Raw genomic sequence first — 14,820 nt, 5'->3', positions numbered from 1 at the left:
GTTCAGGAAGACCGGTTTTGCAGAAAAAATCAGCTGCGCACACCCCTCCTTGGGATCTCCCCCACACAGACCCGTCGCATCCTCCCCGTTTGCGGTTTCGTCAAAGTTGCTTGCCTCCCTGCATCGTAGGATGCGTGTCTGCGCTGTGCACACAAGACAACAAAAAACCCGCTTCCTAAGGCAGGAAGCGGGATTGATGGACAACGGCGGATGTCGCCGGACTGTGTAATGGTGGAGCGAACCGCCTCAGCACAGCCCCATGCCTCGAAGTCGCCACGGCCAGCCGCCCCAAGCCCAAAGAGCATCGCCAACACCACTATCGAGGATTAGACAGAAGACCACCGACAAGCCGGCGGATTCTTCCCTTTGCCTCCAAACGGCCACGATCTGGCCAGGCACAGCGAGAGCAACGACCGCCATCAAAGAAGAGAATTGCTAAACACCGGAGAGCCCACCGGGCACCGCCAGCCAACAGAACAACGTCGACAGCCCCACCAAGCCCACACCACCGGACCGGATCACCACGCCAATGAAAGCAACCTGACAATAGCAATGGCTTTACAAACGATACCACTATTGATACTATTGAGACATGGATAGAATAGACCAACTTGTTCAAAGTATTCGGAACAACCACACCAACGTCAAATTCTCGGATTTGTGCAAGGTGTGTGAGTATTATTTCGGAGAAGCCCGGCAAATGGGGACAAGTCACCGGATATACAAAACGCCTTGGATCGGGGACCCCCGCGTGAACATTCAAGACAGTAAGGGCATGGCCAAAGTCTACCAAGTGCGGCAAGTGTTGAAAGCCATCGACAAGTTGAACAAGCAGGAGAAATAACATGCTAGAACACGATCACTACACATACCGGGTAACGTGGTCTGAAGAAGATCAAGAACATGTGGGGCTGTGCGCTGAGTTTCCAAGCCTGAGCTGGCTTGACTCAACCCCAGAAGGGGCTTTGAAAGGGATTCGACAGGTAGTTGCCGACGTTGCAGCGGATATGGCCCAAAATGGCGAGAAGATCCCCGCACCGCTGGCCACAAAAAAATTCAGCGGCAAGTTCCAGGTTCGGGTAACTGCCGACACGCACCGGGCACTTGCGATCAAAGCGGCGGAAAGAAATGTGAGCCTGAACCGCTTGGTAAGCGAAAGCCTAGCAGCGGCTTGTTAAGGTACAGCACGGAGAAAAACGTCAACACCACCGAGGGCCACACCGCGGGGGGCCGGAGCACCACCAGCAACGGCCCGCCTGATCACTCTCTTTGCAGGTAATCGGCCACGACCTGGCCAGGCACAATGGCAGCCGGCAAAAAAGATCACCGCCAGGGCATCGAACGGGCACCGGGGACGTACCCGGCAGCGGATTACCACCCACGCCATGCAACCACCGACGGACACCGACAGCCAACATAACAACGTCGACACCGCCACCAAGCCCACACCACCGGGGACCGGATCACCGACCCACCGGCCTACCTGATCACTCCTCTTTATAGGTAATCGGTCACGATCTGGCCAGGCACAGCGGTAGCACACCGAGCCGTCAAAGAAGATCAACACCAAGGGACCGCGACCACCTGGCCACGATCACCACCAAAGCATCGAACGGGCACCAGGAACGCATCGGAAGCGGATCACTGGCACCACTGCCCACCTGATCACTCTCCTTGCAGAAATCGGCCCCGACTTTTCCAGGAGCAGCGAACGCAACGACACCCGGCAAAGAAGAGCAACACAAGAGGGACGCCAGTCACCTGGCCATTATCACCACCAGAGCATCGAACGGGTATCGTAACACTATTTCTTCCCGTAACAACATCATGCCCAGTCGTTTCGGCATTTCTCGTAATCGTTACGGAATCAATCCGTTACGTTACGGAATGTTACGGAATGCGTTACGGCTCAACTTGATGTTTTTTCATGATTGTTACGCTGTTACGGATAAAACACGATATTCCATGGGTATATACCGGGAAAAGGCCTCCTCGAATTGTTTTCTTTCATACCCCTTGGCCAATCCCGTATGCCGAAACCGCAGTGTGGTGCTGGTGATGCCATACCCTTTCAGCTTGTTGGCCAGCTGCCGTGGAGAGATTGGATTTCCCCGGTTGTAGGTCGCCCAGGCCTTCTCATCGTTATCACACAAGGCTCTAATCAGATCGGCGGTGCTGATTCTGTCCCTCTCATTCATTTCGAAGATTTCCTTGATATCGGCCAATAGCTCGATGCCGATAGTTTCAACCGGGTTTCCGCCGCCGGACAGTTTAACGGCCGCCCTGGTGCCGATTTCCAACCACTGGCCACCGGCAACCATGGCAATTGCCAGCAGCGGTTCCCAATTGTCCTGGGCACGATCGTTCAGGCATGACGGCAAAGGTGGTCGCGTGCGCCGAACCTGCTCGCTGTAGTCGTTAGCGAATCGGGTTAGTTTCTCTTGCAGGGTGCTGAACAGATCAGGCCCGGCATACCTGAGCCGGTCCACCTCCTCGTGGGGTAACTTGCGGCGCAGCTCCAGAACCACCGACCGGTCCATGATGGTGTCGGCAGCATGGCCAATCCCGGCCAAGGCCTTTGCGCCCCAGGTGTTGAACTTGGCCGGGGTGAAGTTTTCGCCCACGGTGCGGACAGCAAGCAGCAATTTGGCCTCATCACGCTTTTGGCGTGCCTTTGTAAGGCTGGTTTGGGGGTAGGCGCCTAGGACAAGTAGTTTCTCGCTACCCCCAAAACGGTATTTCAGGTGCCAAAGTTTGCCACCGGCAAGGCGTGATAAGCAGGAAAAGACCACCTCCATCGAACACTTTTTTGGCGGCGGCCTGGGGTTTGAGAGCTTTTATCTTGATATCCGTCAACGGTACTATTTTTTTAGCCATTACGGTAATCTCCACGTTTTGGGGGTATCTCGCTTAGGGGTAAGCCAAAACACCCCCAAATCTACCCCCAAATTTCATGGATTTGAGCGTATCACCATGGACGTTGACGGACAACAAAAAACCCGCTTCCTAAGGAAGGAAGCGGGTTTGATGGACAACGGCGGATGTCGCCGGACTGTGTAATGGTGGAGCTAACCGGGATCGAACCGGTGACCTCTTGAATGCCATTCAAGCGCTCTCCCAGCTGAGCTATAGCCCCATGCATTTGTTGGAATGGCAATTACCATGCTTGCCATGTGGCTGTCAAGTTTTTCTCAATTCTTTTTCGTCTCCCCGCCATATCGATTGCCAAGCCCATATCGATTGCCAAGCACCGGTTCTGTTGGTAATGTAAAGGGCTTTTTGATGATCCTTCTCTTTTTCACAGCTCAGCCGCCAGCATCCTTCCTGCCATTCGCTGTGTATCAAGCGCGCTGACAACATTATGACTTTACAGGTGATATCGGAATGTTTTCTCCGTTCAATTTTCTTTTTGGCTGGATGTCCAACGATTTGGCAATCGATCTCGGTACCGCGAATACCGTGCTGTATGTCAAGGGCAAAGGGATCGTTCTGCGTGAACCTTCAGTGGTCGCGGTCCGCAAGGACGCTCGCGGCAGCCGGGTACTGGCGGTGGGCAAGGAGGCCAAGGAGATGCTCGGCCGCACCCCAGGCAATATCGTCGCCATCCGGCCGATGAAGGACGGCGTCATCGCCGATTTCGAAGTGACCGAGGCCATGTTGCGCTACTTCATCAATAAAGTGCACAACCGCCGTACCCTGGTCCACCCCCGGATCATCATCTCCGTGCCGTCGGGCATCACCCAGGTGGAGAAGCGAGCGGTGCGCGATACGGCGGAATCGGCCGGCGCCCGGGAGGTCTACCTCATCGAGGAACCGATGGCAGCGGCCATCGGCGCCAACCTGCCAATCACCGAGCCGACCGCCAACATGATCGTCGATATCGGCGGCGGCACCACCGAAGTGGCGGTGATCTCCCTGGCCGGCATCGTCTACGCCAAATCGGTGCGTGTGGCCGGGGACAAGATGGATGATGCCATCCTGCAGTTCATCAAGCGCAAGCACAATCTGGCCATCGGCGAACGCACCGCCGAGGAGATCAAGACCACCATCGGTAACGTGCTGCCGGAGGAACCGTACGAAACCATGGACATCAAGGGCCGCGACCTGGTGTCCGGCATCCCCAAAACTCTGACCATTACCTCCAAGGAAATTCAATCCGCCATTGCCGAACAAGTTGATGTGATCGTTGACGCCGTGCGCGTGGCCTTGGAACAGACCCCTCCCGAACTGTCCGCCGACATCGTCGACTCGGGCATCGTGCTGACCGGCGGCGGCGCCCTGCTGAAAAATCTCGACACGCGGCTGAAACTCGAAACCGGCATGCCGATCATTGTCGCTGACGACCCACTGTCCTCGGTGGTGCTCGGTTCCGGCCAAGCCTTGGATAACTTGGAAATTCTTCGAGAAATAGCCATCGATTAATCCTGGCGCGCCCGAAGGTCTGTTTGTATTCTTCTGTCATCCGCCCGGTGCATTGTTGATTTCCGCCGTATCTTCATGAGAAAAAAAAGCTCCAGAAAACGAAGCGATCACTTTCGGCTTTTCCGTATCGTCCTGCTTGCCGGCTTTCTGTTGACCTCGGCGTTTATCTTTCTGGTCTCCACCCTGGGCAGCCAGAATTTTGGCTCGCTGCACAAGCTGATCCTTGAAGCGGCGGGACCGTTGCAGAAGTTTGTCGCCATCGGCAGTGCATCCGTGGAGAAATTTAAAAGCGAATACATCGATATTCTCCAGGACAGCCTGCGCCTGCGCGAGGAAAATAAACGCCTGGTGCAGCAGCTGCAGGAAAACGAACAGCTCCTCAACAAAAGCCGCGAGGCCATGGCCACCAACGCCAGTCTGCGCAAACTGCTGGAGTTCAAAAACACCCTGGGCGAGCAGAGCAGTGTGGCGGCGACGATCATCGGCAAAGATCCCTCCGCCATGTTCCGATCGGTGATCATCGATCAAGGTTCCAACAGCGGGATCATGAAGGGCGACCCGGTGGTCAACAACGACGGTGTCGTCGGCCAGGTGTTCACCATCACCCCCAATTACGCCAAGGTGCTGCTGGCCATCGCCCCGTCCAGCGCCATCGATGTCCTGCTGCAGGAAACCAGGGTGCGCGGTATCCTCAAAGGCAACGGCACCTTGACCTACCGCTTGGAGTACATCCTCAAAACCGCCGAGGTCAAGGAAGGGGATCATGTGGTCACCGCCGGATATGGCGGCGTGTTCCCCACCGGGTTGCAGGTGGGCGTGGTGTCCAAGATCATCAAAAAACCCCGCGGCATGTTTCATGAGATCGAGGTGACCCCCTCGGTCGATTACCAGAAACTCGAAAACCTGCTGATCCTTCATCAGCCGAACATGATCGAGATCAAGCAGATGGCGCAGCCTTGATCTTGGCTGGGCTGGCTCGCCAAACACCCTGTCTGGGGCTGGGTTCGGAAAAGATGCGGAAGTGACGGACAATGGTTGTTGCGAACTTTATTGTGGTCGGCATGCTGCTGGTTATCCTGCAGACAACTATTTTCATGCCCATGCCCGTTTGGCTGCTGGCGCCGGATCTGTACTATGTTCTGGTGGCCTATCTAGCCTATCGGCTCGATGTACTGCGCAGTCTGGTCATCCTTTTTCCCTTGGTCTGCGTCCTTGACGTGTTCTCCGGAACCGTACTCGGAACCTATGCCCTGATCTGCTTCAGCGGCTTTTTTCTCATCCGGACCATAGCCGGCAAGTTGCCCATCAGTGAGTCGCTGTATCAAATACCCCTAGTCGGCGGCAGCTATCTCGTCGTCTCCTGGCTGGTCTACCTGCTGCTTGAACTGCTTCAGCCTGGCCAGATGGTCGCCTGGTCCATGTGGCGGATGGCGGTTCGTGCCCTGCTGGTCGCCGCCCTGACCTTTCCGATGTTCTATGTGTTCGATCTGGTGCAAAAATACTCGCATCGCAATTATCTCCCCTGGAACAGGCTCCGGCTGCGCAACGATAACCGGCGCAGACGGAAGGCCTGAAGGGTAAACCGGGGTTAGGAGGAACATCCGCGATGAGTGTGGCCGATCTGTTAGGCAGCAATGGGAACAATATCCGGAAATCCAACCGGAAGAGAGCGGAGCCCCTGCTCGACGCCGAGCGCCGCAAGGACAACGGCGTGACCAAGCTGACCCAACGCGACGAGAGCGACCTGAACGGCTACAGAAAAAAAGCTCTTTATGCCGTTGTTATTTTGATATTTTTCTTTGCGGTGATCGTCACCCGTCTCTGGTTTCTCCAGGTTCAACAAGGCGACTACTACAGCACCCTGGCCGATTCCAATCGGGTGCGCTCGGTGGAAATCGCCGCGCCGCGCGGCAATATTTACGACAGCAAGGGGCGGGAAATCGTCACCAACCGGCCGTCGTTCAATGTTGTCTGGATGCGGGAAAACAACAAGATCGATGATGAGTGGCTCAAGAATCTGACCCGGATACTCAGGGAAGACCCATCCGTGCTCTTGGAAAAAATCCGCAAGATGTCCGGAACCCCGGGGCATCTGCCGGTGCGGCTCGCCGAGGATATCGACTGGGAAACCGTGGCCAGGATCGAGAACAACCGCATGTATCTGCCCGAGATCAAAATCGAGGTCGTGCCGCTGCGCATCTACCACTTCGGCAACTTGGCCTCGCATCTGATCGGTTACATGGGCGAGATCAGCAAGGCGGAACTGGACAAGGCGGACAAGACTCGCTACAAGGGCGGCGATCTCATTGGCAAGATGGGGTTGGAACGGTTGCGTGAGGTCGACCTACGCGGCGAAAAAGGGCATGACAACAAAGAAGTCAACGCCCTGGGATTTGAACAGCAGAACCTCAAAGGGGACGAGCCGCTGCCGGGCAATGACCTGCATCTGACCCTGGATGTGGAGCTACAAAAAATCGCCGAGGAGGAGATGGCGGCGAAGAATCGTGCCGGCGCGGTGGTGGCCATGGAAGCCAACACCGGCCGCCTGCTGGTGCTGGCCAGCGCGCCCGAACTGCACCTGGAGGAATTCGTCGGCGGCATCTCGCAGAAGGCCTGGCAGGAGATGCTCGACAATCCCCTGCATCCGCTGATCAACAAGGTCGTCCAGGGGCAGTATCCGCCAGGCTCGACCTACAAACCGGTCACCGCCTTTGCCGGACTGGCCGAAGGCATTGTCACCCCCGATACCACTGTTTTCTGCCCCGGTTTTTACCGCTTCGGCAACCGCGTCTATCGCTGCTGGAAAAAAGGTGGCCATGGCACCGTCAGTCTACGCCGGGCACTGGGGGAATCCTGCGACGTCTATTTTTACCAGGTTGGCCTGAAACTGGGTGTCGATCGACTGGGGCGCTACGCCAAGCTGTTCGGCCTGGGCGAAAAAACCGGGGTGGAAATGGAGCATGAAAAAGCAGGTATTGTTCCGACCTCGGAATGGAAAAAGAAACGCTATGGGGTCAAATGGCATGAAGGAGAAACCCTTTCCATCGCCATCGGCCAGGGGTATGACTTGACCACTCCGTTGCAGATCGCCCTGATGACCTCGGTGATCGCCAATGGCGGTACCCTGTACAAACCGACGATTGTCGAACAGGTCAGGGACCCGGACGGCAAGCTGGTCAGCTCCTTTCAGCCAGAGGTGCTTTCACGACTGTCGGGGCAGGGACGGAACCTCAAGCTGGTGCGCGAGGGCATGATCGAGGCGGTCAACGGTCGGCGGGGAACCGGACGGGAGGCGCAGATCGATGCCCATGGGATCATTGTCGGCGGCAAGACCGGTACCGCGCAGGTGGTGCGGCTTGCCCAGTACAAGCATCTGAAAGAAGAAAACATTCCCTATGAATACCGGGATCACGCCTGGTTTACCTGCTTTGCCCCGGCAGCCAACCCGGAAATCGTGGTTACCGTGCTGGTCGAGCACGGCCTGCACGGCGGTTCCGCCTCGGCGCCGATCGCCGCCAAAATTCTCAACAGGTATTTCGAGGATAAATTGAAGGGGTCGGCGGAAAACACGGCGGACACGGCAAGCGGCAATCGGGTTATCCTCTCCCAGGACATGATTGAAGAAACCGACCCGCCTCCCGATGAAGCCGAGGAAGAAGGCGGCCAACCGAATCAACCGACCAACTGACCGATATGTTTCAATTTGACAGACGTTTGCTGCACCACTTCGATTGGGTCATGCTCTTGATGCTGCTTCTCGTGGGGGGGATGGCGCTGACCAATCTGTACAGTTCCACCTATATCGCGGACAACGGCGCGTCCTCGGTTTTCTACAAACAGCTGCTCTTTTTCTCGGTGGGCCTGGTTCTCATTCTGGTGGTGCTGACCCAGGAATATCAGCGGATCGCCAAATTCGGCTATGCGCTCTATGCCATCATCCTGGCGCTGCTCATCTACACCCTGCTGTTTGTCAAGGCCATCGCCGGTTCCCAGCGCTGGATCGATCTCGGTTTTTTCAATCTCCAGCCGTCTGAGCCGGCCAAGTTGGCACTCATCCTGGTCCTGGCGTCCTGCTATGCCCACATGGACGTTCCCGGCGGCTACCGGTTGCGCGATCTGATCAAACCGGTGTTCCTTACCGCCCTGCCGTTTGTGCTGATCATGCTGCAACCCGATCTGGGGACCGCCCTGATCTGCGCCATTATTTTTGTCTCCATGACCCTGTTCGTCCGCCTGCGCTGGAGCACCCTCGGCATTCTCAGCGGCAGCGGACTGGCGTGCATCTTTATCGGCTGGAAATTTCTCCTGAAAGACTACCAACGAAAACGGATCGAAACCTTCCTCAATCCGGAAGGCGATCCCATGAACCATGGTTATCAGATCATGCAGTCGAAAATCGCGGTGGGTAGCGGTAAGGTATTCGGCAAGGGATTCATGGAAGGCACCCAGGGGCATCTCCATTTTCTCCCTGAGCGGCATACGGACTTCGCTTTCTCGGTCTGGGCGGAAGAATGGGGATTTGCCGGATCGCTGTTTTTTTTGAGCTGCTATTTTTTCATGCTCATCTGGGGCATCAACATCGCCATGTCGGCCAAGGACAAATTCGGCTCGATCCTGGCTTTTGGCTGCATCATGCTGATCTTTTGGCAGGCGGTGATCAACCTGTTCATGATCATGGGATTCCTGCCGGTGGTCGGCGTGCCGCTCCCCCTGTTCAGCTACGGCGGCTCTTCACTGCTGACCAATATGGTGGCAATCGGCATTCTCATGAACGTGCGCATGCGCAGCTTCCCGACCGCCAGCCAGCCCAACGTCTGACCAATCAAACGGCGAGATTGGCCAGAACCAGGGACCGCAGGGCCGCGATAAAACTGGGATCGTCGTTGAGCGCCCTGGTAGCGGCGAACCGGATGCCAAGCCCCTCGGCCATTTCCCGGTATTGGATGTCGATCTCGTAGAGTGTTTCCACGTGATCGGAAACAAAAGAAATCGGCACCACCAGCATGTTGATGCATCCCTGCTTCGCCAATTCCTCGATCACCTCAGGCAGTGCCGGACCAAGCCACTCCACCGGACCGCTGCGGCTCTGGTAGCACAGCCGCCCGGGAACTCCGGTCGCCTCTTCCACGGCCCGAATCGTTTGTTCCAGATGACGCACATAGGGATCGCCTTCGCGGATGAACTGCACCGGCAGGCTGTGGGCGCTGTAGACCACCTGCACGGGTTGGCCGGCAAAGCCCCCCACGCCCTCTTTGATCCGCGCGACCAAGGAGGCAACGTACTGTGGCTCAATGGGCCAGGAATCAATTTCCCGAACCGGAAGGCGTAGCCCCATGCGAGCGAGAGTCCGGCGCAGATCGGTCAATGACGAACCAGTGGTGGCGATCGAGTAATGAGGGTAGAGCGGCAGGGCGATGAGCCGGTCAACCTTGGCGGCAGCCATCTCCCGCAACGCCTCATCGGCAAAGGGGTGCCAATAGCGCATGCACGGCCGGACCACAAAGGAGCCGTCCCCTTGCAGGGCGCGCTCCAAGGCCGCCGCCTGCTCCTCGGTCCTCAGCCGGATGGGTGAACCACCGCCGATACGCTGGTAGTTGGCCATGCTTTTCGGAGCGCGTCGATGGGCAATGATCCGAGCGATGGTTTTCTGCAGAAAAGCGGGCCCCAGCCGAATGATCTGCCGATCGGAAAACAGATTGAACAGAAAGGGCCGCACATCCTCAAGCCGCTCGGGACCGCCGAGGTTCAACAGCAAAACACCTATTTTGTCTTGAGTATTCATACCGTTACTCTACCGGCCCCTCTACGGTCCCGTCAAGAAAATGTCGTTCTTTCTCTTGATTTCCGGCCTTGGCAATGTCTATAGTTGATTCATGGTCAATCGGTATCCTGCTCTTATCAGCCCCTTTGTGTGCGGTTCGCATACCTCCCAACCCGATAATACTCATGTGCGGGAGGTGCAGGGAACGAAGAAACCCGCGACCCTGAATCCTGGATGCCGAGGAATGACCTCATGGCAGCGGCATGGGGTCGCTGCCGCCGTTCTCAGTGGAGGATGTCTATGGAACTGAAAATCGAAGCTAAAAATCTTGATATCCGCAAGAGCTGGCAGGAAAAAATAGAGGAAGAACGCAATAAGCTCATTCGACATTATGCCAATTTCGTTCTCCACCTGCGCGTGACCATCGAAGCCACCCCAGGCTACAAAGAAGGGGGATACGAGGTCCGCCTGGTAGCCTCCGTGCCCAACGATACCGTGGCGGTCAAGCGATGGGGCGAAAGTGTTCGCAGCCTGCTGACCGAAGCCTTTGACGTTCTGGGCGCACAGTTGAAAGAAATCGTCAAGAAAAAGCAAAATCACAAGAGCGCTAAACTCCCGGGTGCCACGGTTGACAACAACGCCTTGGGGATCATCCGCAAACTGGTTCCGGATGAAGCGTACGGGTTCATCGTCACCGATGACAAGCTCGATGTGTTCTTTCATGCCAATGCCCTCAAGGATGTCACCATTAACGACCTCGCCGAGGGCGACGAAGTGCTGTTCGCCATGGAAGAAGGCGACAAGGGCTTGCAGGCCACCTGGGTGCGAGTAGGGCAAGCCTAGCAATCCATTCCGCATAGTTGCTTGCAGGCACGCAGCCGCAAGTATTCGTTCTCGAGCTACCCGCCTTACAGGCGGGTTTTTTTTCGATCATGTGTAGGTCGAGCAGAGGAAAAGGGGAAAAAATTCTTGGTCTCCGGACGGTTTGCCGTGTACATACACAGCACGGGTTGGCCGCGTGCGGATTGAACCGTTATTTTCCGAGCTGAGGGCCCGGCCTGAGGCGTCTTTTCCTGTCCCATTCCTCATCCCAGAGAGCTAATGACCACCCCTGAACTGTACCTGATCGATGGCAGCGCCTATATTTATCGCGCCTATCATGCCATCAAACCGCTCTCCAATTCGCATGGCCTGCCGACGCACGCTATTTTCGGCTTCACCGCCATCCTCCGCCGCCTGATCAAAGAACGCAATCCCCGCTATCTAGCGGTCGCCTTTGATACCAAGGGACCGGTCTTCCGCCACCGGCTCTACGGCCAATACAAAGCCAATCGACCGCCGATGCCCGAGGATCTGATCCCGCAGATCCCCTACATCCGCAAAATGGTCGCGGCCTATCGCATTCTCAACCTGGAACACGAGGATCAGGAGGCTGATGATCTGATCGCCTCGGTCGCAAAGAAGATGGCCGGACAGGGGTATCGGGTGGTGATCGTTTCCGGCGACAAGGATCTGCTCCAACTGGTATCGCCGGGCATCACCCTGTGGGATCCGATGAACGATCGAGTAATGGATGAAGCCGCGGTGGAGGAAAAGTACGGACTGCCTCCGTCCTTGCTGCTCGATTACTTCGCCCTGACCGGAGACAGTTCGGATAACATACCCGGCGTACCCGGCGTCGGCCCTAAATCGGCACAAAAACTGATTGCCGAGCATCGAAGCCTGGAAGGATTGTATGCGGTTGTTGCCAGCCTGAAACCTTCCAAAATCATCCAGCAAATCCGCGACAATCGAGACGCGGCCTTTCTGTCGCGGGAACTGGTGCGGCTCAACACCTCCGCCGAAACCCCTGGCGATCTTGAACAGTACCGCTTGCCCGAGCCCGACATCGAGGCACTGCGGGCCTTGCTGCTGGAACTGGAATTTCACTCCCTGCTCAAGGAAGAGACCAGACCGGCCCGCATCGATACTTCCCGTTTTCATTTGGTTCGGCACCAAGAACAGTTGGCGGCACTCGCTGAACGCCTTGCCGGGGCATCCCTGGTGGCTGTCGACACAGAAACCGACTCCCTGGATCCTCTCAAAGCCCGGCTTGTGGGGGTATCGCTTTGCACCGAGGACGGGGAGGCCTGGTACCTTCCCTGCGGCCATCGCGACGAGGCGGGTGAACTGGTTGCGGGCCAACTCCCCCTTGACCGGCTCATCGAATTTCTCCGCCCGGTGCTCGAACATCCCGGGACCACCAAAATCGGCCACAATCTGAAATTCGATCTGGCTGTCCTGTCCGCCCCCTGCAATGGCGGCATACAGCTGGCCTGTCCGCTCCACGACACCATGATCGGTGCCTGGCTGCTGGCTCCGGACCGGCGAACCTACAAACTCGACGATCTTTGCGGTGAGATTAACCTACGGATGACCAGTTACGAGGAAGTCACCCATGCCGATAAAAGCGAGGACGCCTTTTGTCGAGTTCCCTTGGAGGCCGCCAAGAACTATAGCTGCGAGGACGTATATGGGGCACTGCGGTTGTACCAGGAGCAGCTGCCGCAACTGGAACGGGCCGATCTGCTGGCGCTGCTTCGGGAGGTCGAAGGGCCGCTGGTCCCCGTGCTGGCCGCCATGGAGCGAGAAGGGATCCGGGTCGATGCGGATAAACTCGCCCGCCTCTCAGCCGAATTCGACCGCCGCCTGCGCACCGATGAACTGTCCATTTACCAGGCCGCCGGCATGTCCTTCAACATCAACTCCCCCAAGCAGTTGGGCGAAGTCCTGTTCGAGAAATTGCAACTCCCCAAGGGACGCAAAACCAAAACCGGCTGGTCCACCGACGTCAAGGTCCTGGAAAACCTCAGTTTCGACCATGAACTGCCGGCATTGATCCTTCAGTATCGCAATCTGGCCAAACTCAAATCGACCTATGTCGACAAACTGGCGAGCCTGCGCAATCCTCGCACCGGCCGGGTCCATACCTCGTTCAATCAGTGTGGCACCGCCACAGGACGCCTCAGTTCGAGCAGCCCCAATCTGCAGAATATTCCCATCCGCACCGAGGAGGGACGCCGCATCCGGTCGGCCTTTATCGCCGCCGACGGCTGCCTGTTGCTGGCCGCAGATTATTCGCAGATTGATCTGCGCGTGTTGGCCCATTACTCCCAGGATCGCGAATTGATCGCCGCCTTTCAAGGTGGTCAAGACATTCATCGGCGCACGGCGGCAGAGATCTTCAACGTCTCCCCCGAGCTGGTCACCGCCGAGATGCGGCGAGTGGCCAAAACCATCAATTTCGGCATTGTTTACGGCATGTCCAGCTTTGGTCTGTCCAGTCAGCTGCACGTCAGTCGCAAGGATGCCCAGCTCTTTATCGATCGTTATTTCGCCCATTTTTCCGGAATAAAGGATTTCATGGCGTCAACGATCCAACAAGCTAAAAAGGATGGCTTCGTCACCACCCTGCTCGGTCGCCGCCGCCCGCTCGCCGAGATCAACAGCGCCAATCGCGTGCAGCGCGAGTTCGCCGAACGGACCGCCATCAACACCCCTATTCAAGGCACGGCCGCCGACATTATTAAACTGGCCATGCTGCGGATACATCGTGAACTGCTGCGACGCGATTTCCGCGCCCGCATGTTGCTGCAAATTCATGATGAATTGGTCCTCGAGGTGCCGGAAACCGAGCTGGATCCCGTCTCTCGCCTGCTGAAGGACTCCATGGAATCGGCCATGCCCCTCCGGGTACCGCTGGTGGTGCAACTGCGCCACGGCACGAGCCTCGACAAGGACGAGTAACCTTTTTTTCTTTTCTTTTTCCGCAACGATGCAGTATAGACATCGCATGCGTGCAGGGCGGGACCAACGCCACCTTGGTTCACGAATACGGAAAAAGAACCTTGGTTTTTCGCTTTTTCGAAACATTCGGGCCGTCAAATGTACGACACCGGGCAGCCATCATTTCCCCCTCAGCTTTTTCGCTTACAATTCAACAAGTTCCTTGATAGGATCGTTTTTTGCATACCAAAAAACAACGACCCGCAAGGAGGTAGGACCATGAAGCCGCGCGAAGCAATCCGTATCCTGATGCTCAGCCCCATCTATTTTCGCCTCCGCCCGCCGCAGCGTTGGCAACTGGTGCGTGAATACTGTCAACAATTCAATGCCTGTACCCCGTGACCTCCGTGGCAGAGCACCGATGGAACAGGCGATGAAGGCGGACACTCCCGTCGCCAGAGAACGACGCCAGCACAAACGATACCGCATCAAGAACGACACCTTGGTGTTTTTCGGCATGGACACCGGCACCATTGTCGATGTCGGTCTCGGGGGACTCGCCGTCCATCTTGTCGCCTTTGAATACGATATACCCCTGCCGCGCCATCTCGATATTTTCCAGGCGCAATCCCGTTTTTACCTGCCCAACGTCCCCGTTTCCCTGGTCAATGAAGTACAGACCCTGCCCAATTCCATGTTCAGCACCCTGCGGGTCAAACGACTGTGCATGCAGTTCGGACCTCTGTCCAACAAACAACAAAGCCAACTCAACGACTTCATCAGCCGCAATACCGTCGCCGAAAGCTAAACATCGTGTTCTTTTGGACCGGAACATGCTATCGTCGGCGAGGTCCGTTCCCTTTTCTATCCTG

13 protein-coding genes and 1 tRNA gene are annotated in these 14,820 nt (G+C 56.7%); 11 read left to right on the top strand and 3 right to left on the bottom strand.

The window, feature by feature from the left end:
• The first annotated feature begins 592 nt into the window (after positions 1–592).
• Positions 593–844 (top strand): toxin HicA, encoded by a 252-nt coding sequence (locus DESPR_RS19265; RefSeq protein ID WP_015723478.1) that lies wholly within the window; start codon positions 593–595, stop codon positions 842–844.
• Between the two features lies 1 nt (position 845).
• The gene (locus tag DESPR_RS03710; RefSeq protein WP_015723477.1) at positions 846–1,178 is read left to right on the top strand and encodes a type II toxin-antitoxin system HicB family antitoxin; all 333 of its coding nucleotides are present in this window, start codon (positions 846–848) and stop codon (positions 1,176–1,178) included.
• A gap of 756 nt (positions 1,179–1,934) precedes the next feature.
• On the opposite strand, the gene DESPR_RS03705 is transcribed toward DESPR_RS03710, so the two are convergent.
• Positions 1,935–2,798, bottom strand: coding sequence for a DUF3631 domain-containing protein (locus tag DESPR_RS03705; RefSeq protein WP_015723476.1), 864 nt, complete (start codon positions 2,796–2,798; stop codon positions 1,935–1,937).
• Positions 2,799–3,060: 262 nt separating this feature from the next.
• Positions 3,061–3,136: transfer RNA gene (locus DESPR_RS03700), tRNA-Ala, on the bottom strand.
• 248 nt (positions 3,137–3,384) lie between these two features.
• Here DESPR_RS03700 and DESPR_RS03695 point away from each other — a divergent pair.
• The 5 genes from DESPR_RS03695 (at position 3,385) to rodA (ending at position 9,240) form a co-directional block, all read left to right on the top strand.
• Positions 3,385–4,422: a rod shape-determining protein gene (locus DESPR_RS03695; RefSeq protein ID WP_015723475.1), complete on the top strand. Its 1,038-nt coding sequence runs from the start codon at positions 3,385–3,387 to the stop codon at positions 4,420–4,422.
• A 75-nt stretch (positions 4,423–4,497) separates the two neighbouring features.
• Positions 4,498–5,382 carry a rod shape-determining protein MreC gene (gene mreC, locus DESPR_RS03690; protein ID WP_015723474.1) on the top strand — a complete coding sequence of 295 codons (885 nt, stop codon included), beginning with the start codon at positions 4,498–4,500 and terminating at the stop codon, positions 5,380–5,382.
• A 71-nt stretch (positions 5,383–5,453) separates the two neighbouring features.
• On the top strand, positions 5,454–5,996 hold the full coding sequence (locus DESPR_RS03685) for a hypothetical protein (RefSeq protein WP_015723473.1): 543 nt from the start codon (positions 5,454–5,456) through the stop codon (positions 5,994–5,996).
• Between the two features lie 32 nt (positions 5,997–6,028).
• A complete protein-coding gene (mrdA, locus tag DESPR_RS03680) occupies positions 6,029–8,110 on the top strand; it encodes a penicillin-binding protein 2 (protein WP_015723472.1) in 2,082 nt (693 codons plus the stop codon).
• Between the two features lie 5 nt (positions 8,111–8,115).
• Complete coding sequence (rodA, locus tag DESPR_RS03675; RefSeq protein ID WP_015723471.1) at positions 8,116–9,240, top strand: rod shape-determining protein RodA; 1,125 nt, start codon at positions 8,116–8,118, stop codon at positions 9,238–9,240.
• A 4-nt stretch (positions 9,241–9,244) separates the two neighbouring features.
• Here the strand turns inward: rodA and hemH are convergent, their stop codons facing one another.
• A complete protein-coding gene (hemH, locus tag DESPR_RS03670; protein WP_015723470.1) occupies positions 9,245–10,204 on the bottom strand; it encodes a ferrochelatase in 960 nt (319 codons plus the stop codon).
• 279 nt (positions 10,205–10,483) lie between these two features.
• Between hemH and DESPR_RS03665 the strand changes: the two genes are divergently transcribed.
• The 4 genes from DESPR_RS03665 (at position 10,484) to DESPR_RS03655 (ending at position 14,756) form a co-directional block, all read left to right on the top strand.
• Positions 10,484–11,026 carry an HPF/RaiA family ribosome-associated protein gene (locus tag DESPR_RS03665; protein WP_015723469.1) on the top strand — a complete coding sequence of 181 codons (543 nt, stop codon included), beginning with the start codon at positions 10,484–10,486 and terminating at the stop codon, positions 11,024–11,026.
• 258 nt (positions 11,027–11,284) lie between these two features.
• Positions 11,285–13,969: a DNA polymerase I gene (gene polA, locus DESPR_RS03660; RefSeq protein WP_015723468.1), complete on the top strand. Its 2,685-nt coding sequence runs from the start codon at positions 11,285–11,287 to the stop codon at positions 13,967–13,969.
• A gap of 258 nt (positions 13,970–14,227) precedes the next feature.
• The gene (locus DESPR_RS19130) at positions 14,228–14,350 is read left to right on the top strand and encodes a hypothetical protein (protein WP_015723467.1); all 123 of its coding nucleotides are present in this window, start codon (positions 14,228–14,230) and stop codon (positions 14,348–14,350) included.
• Between the two features lie 19 nt (positions 14,351–14,369).
• Positions 14,370–14,756 carry a type IV pilus assembly PilZ gene (locus DESPR_RS03655; protein WP_015723466.1) on the top strand — a complete coding sequence of 129 codons (387 nt, stop codon included), beginning with the start codon at positions 14,370–14,372 and terminating at the stop codon, positions 14,754–14,756.
• The last annotated feature ends 64 nt before the right edge of the window (positions 14,757–14,820 follow it).

The sequence above is a fragment of the Desulfobulbus propionicus DSM 2032 genome, assembly GCF_000186885.1.
GTDB lineage: Bacteria > Desulfobacterota > Desulfobulbia > Desulfobulbales > Desulfobulbaceae > Desulfobulbus > Desulfobulbus propionicus.
This window is presented reverse-complemented; position numbering and strand designations above follow the sequence as displayed.

Bases quoted from the DNA above. Each gene is read 5' to 3' on its own strand.
- DESPR_RS19265 (WP_015723478.1), top strand. From the start codon at position 593: ATGGATAGAATAGACCAACTTGTTCAAAGTATTCGGAACAACCACACC.
- DESPR_RS03710 (WP_015723477.1), top strand. From the start codon at position 846: ATGCTAGAACACGATCACTACACATACCGGGTAACGTGGTCTGAAGAA.
- DESPR_RS03705 (WP_015723476.1), bottom strand. From the start codon at position 2,798: ATGGAGGTGGTCTTTTCCTGCTTATCACGCCTTGCCGGTGGCAAACTT.
- DESPR_RS03695 (WP_015723475.1), top strand. From the start codon at position 3,385: ATGTTTTCTCCGTTCAATTTTCTTTTTGGCTGGATGTCCAACGATTTG.
- mreC (WP_015723474.1), top strand. From the start codon at position 4,498: ATGAGAAAAAAAAGCTCCAGAAAACGAAGCGATCACTTTCGGCTTTTC.
- DESPR_RS03685 (WP_015723473.1), top strand. From the start codon at position 5,454: ATGGTTGTTGCGAACTTTATTGTGGTCGGCATGCTGCTGGTTATCCTG.
- mrdA (WP_015723472.1), top strand. From the start codon at position 6,029: ATGAGTGTGGCCGATCTGTTAGGCAGCAATGGGAACAATATCCGGAAA.
- rodA (WP_015723471.1), top strand. From the start codon at position 8,116: ATGTTTCAATTTGACAGACGTTTGCTGCACCACTTCGATTGGGTCATG.
- hemH (WP_015723470.1), bottom strand. From the start codon at position 10,204: ATGAATACTCAAGACAAAATAGGTGTTTTGCTGTTGAACCTCGGCGGT.
- DESPR_RS03665 (WP_015723469.1), top strand. From the start codon at position 10,484: ATGGAACTGAAAATCGAAGCTAAAAATCTTGATATCCGCAAGAGCTGG.
- polA (WP_015723468.1), top strand. From the start codon at position 11,285: ATGACCACCCCTGAACTGTACCTGATCGATGGCAGCGCCTATATTTAT.
- DESPR_RS19130 (WP_015723467.1), top strand. From the start codon at position 14,228: ATGAAGCCGCGCGAAGCAATCCGTATCCTGATGCTCAGCCCCATCTAT.
- DESPR_RS03655 (WP_015723466.1), top strand. From the start codon at position 14,370: ATGGAACAGGCGATGAAGGCGGACACTCCCGTCGCCAGAGAACGACGC.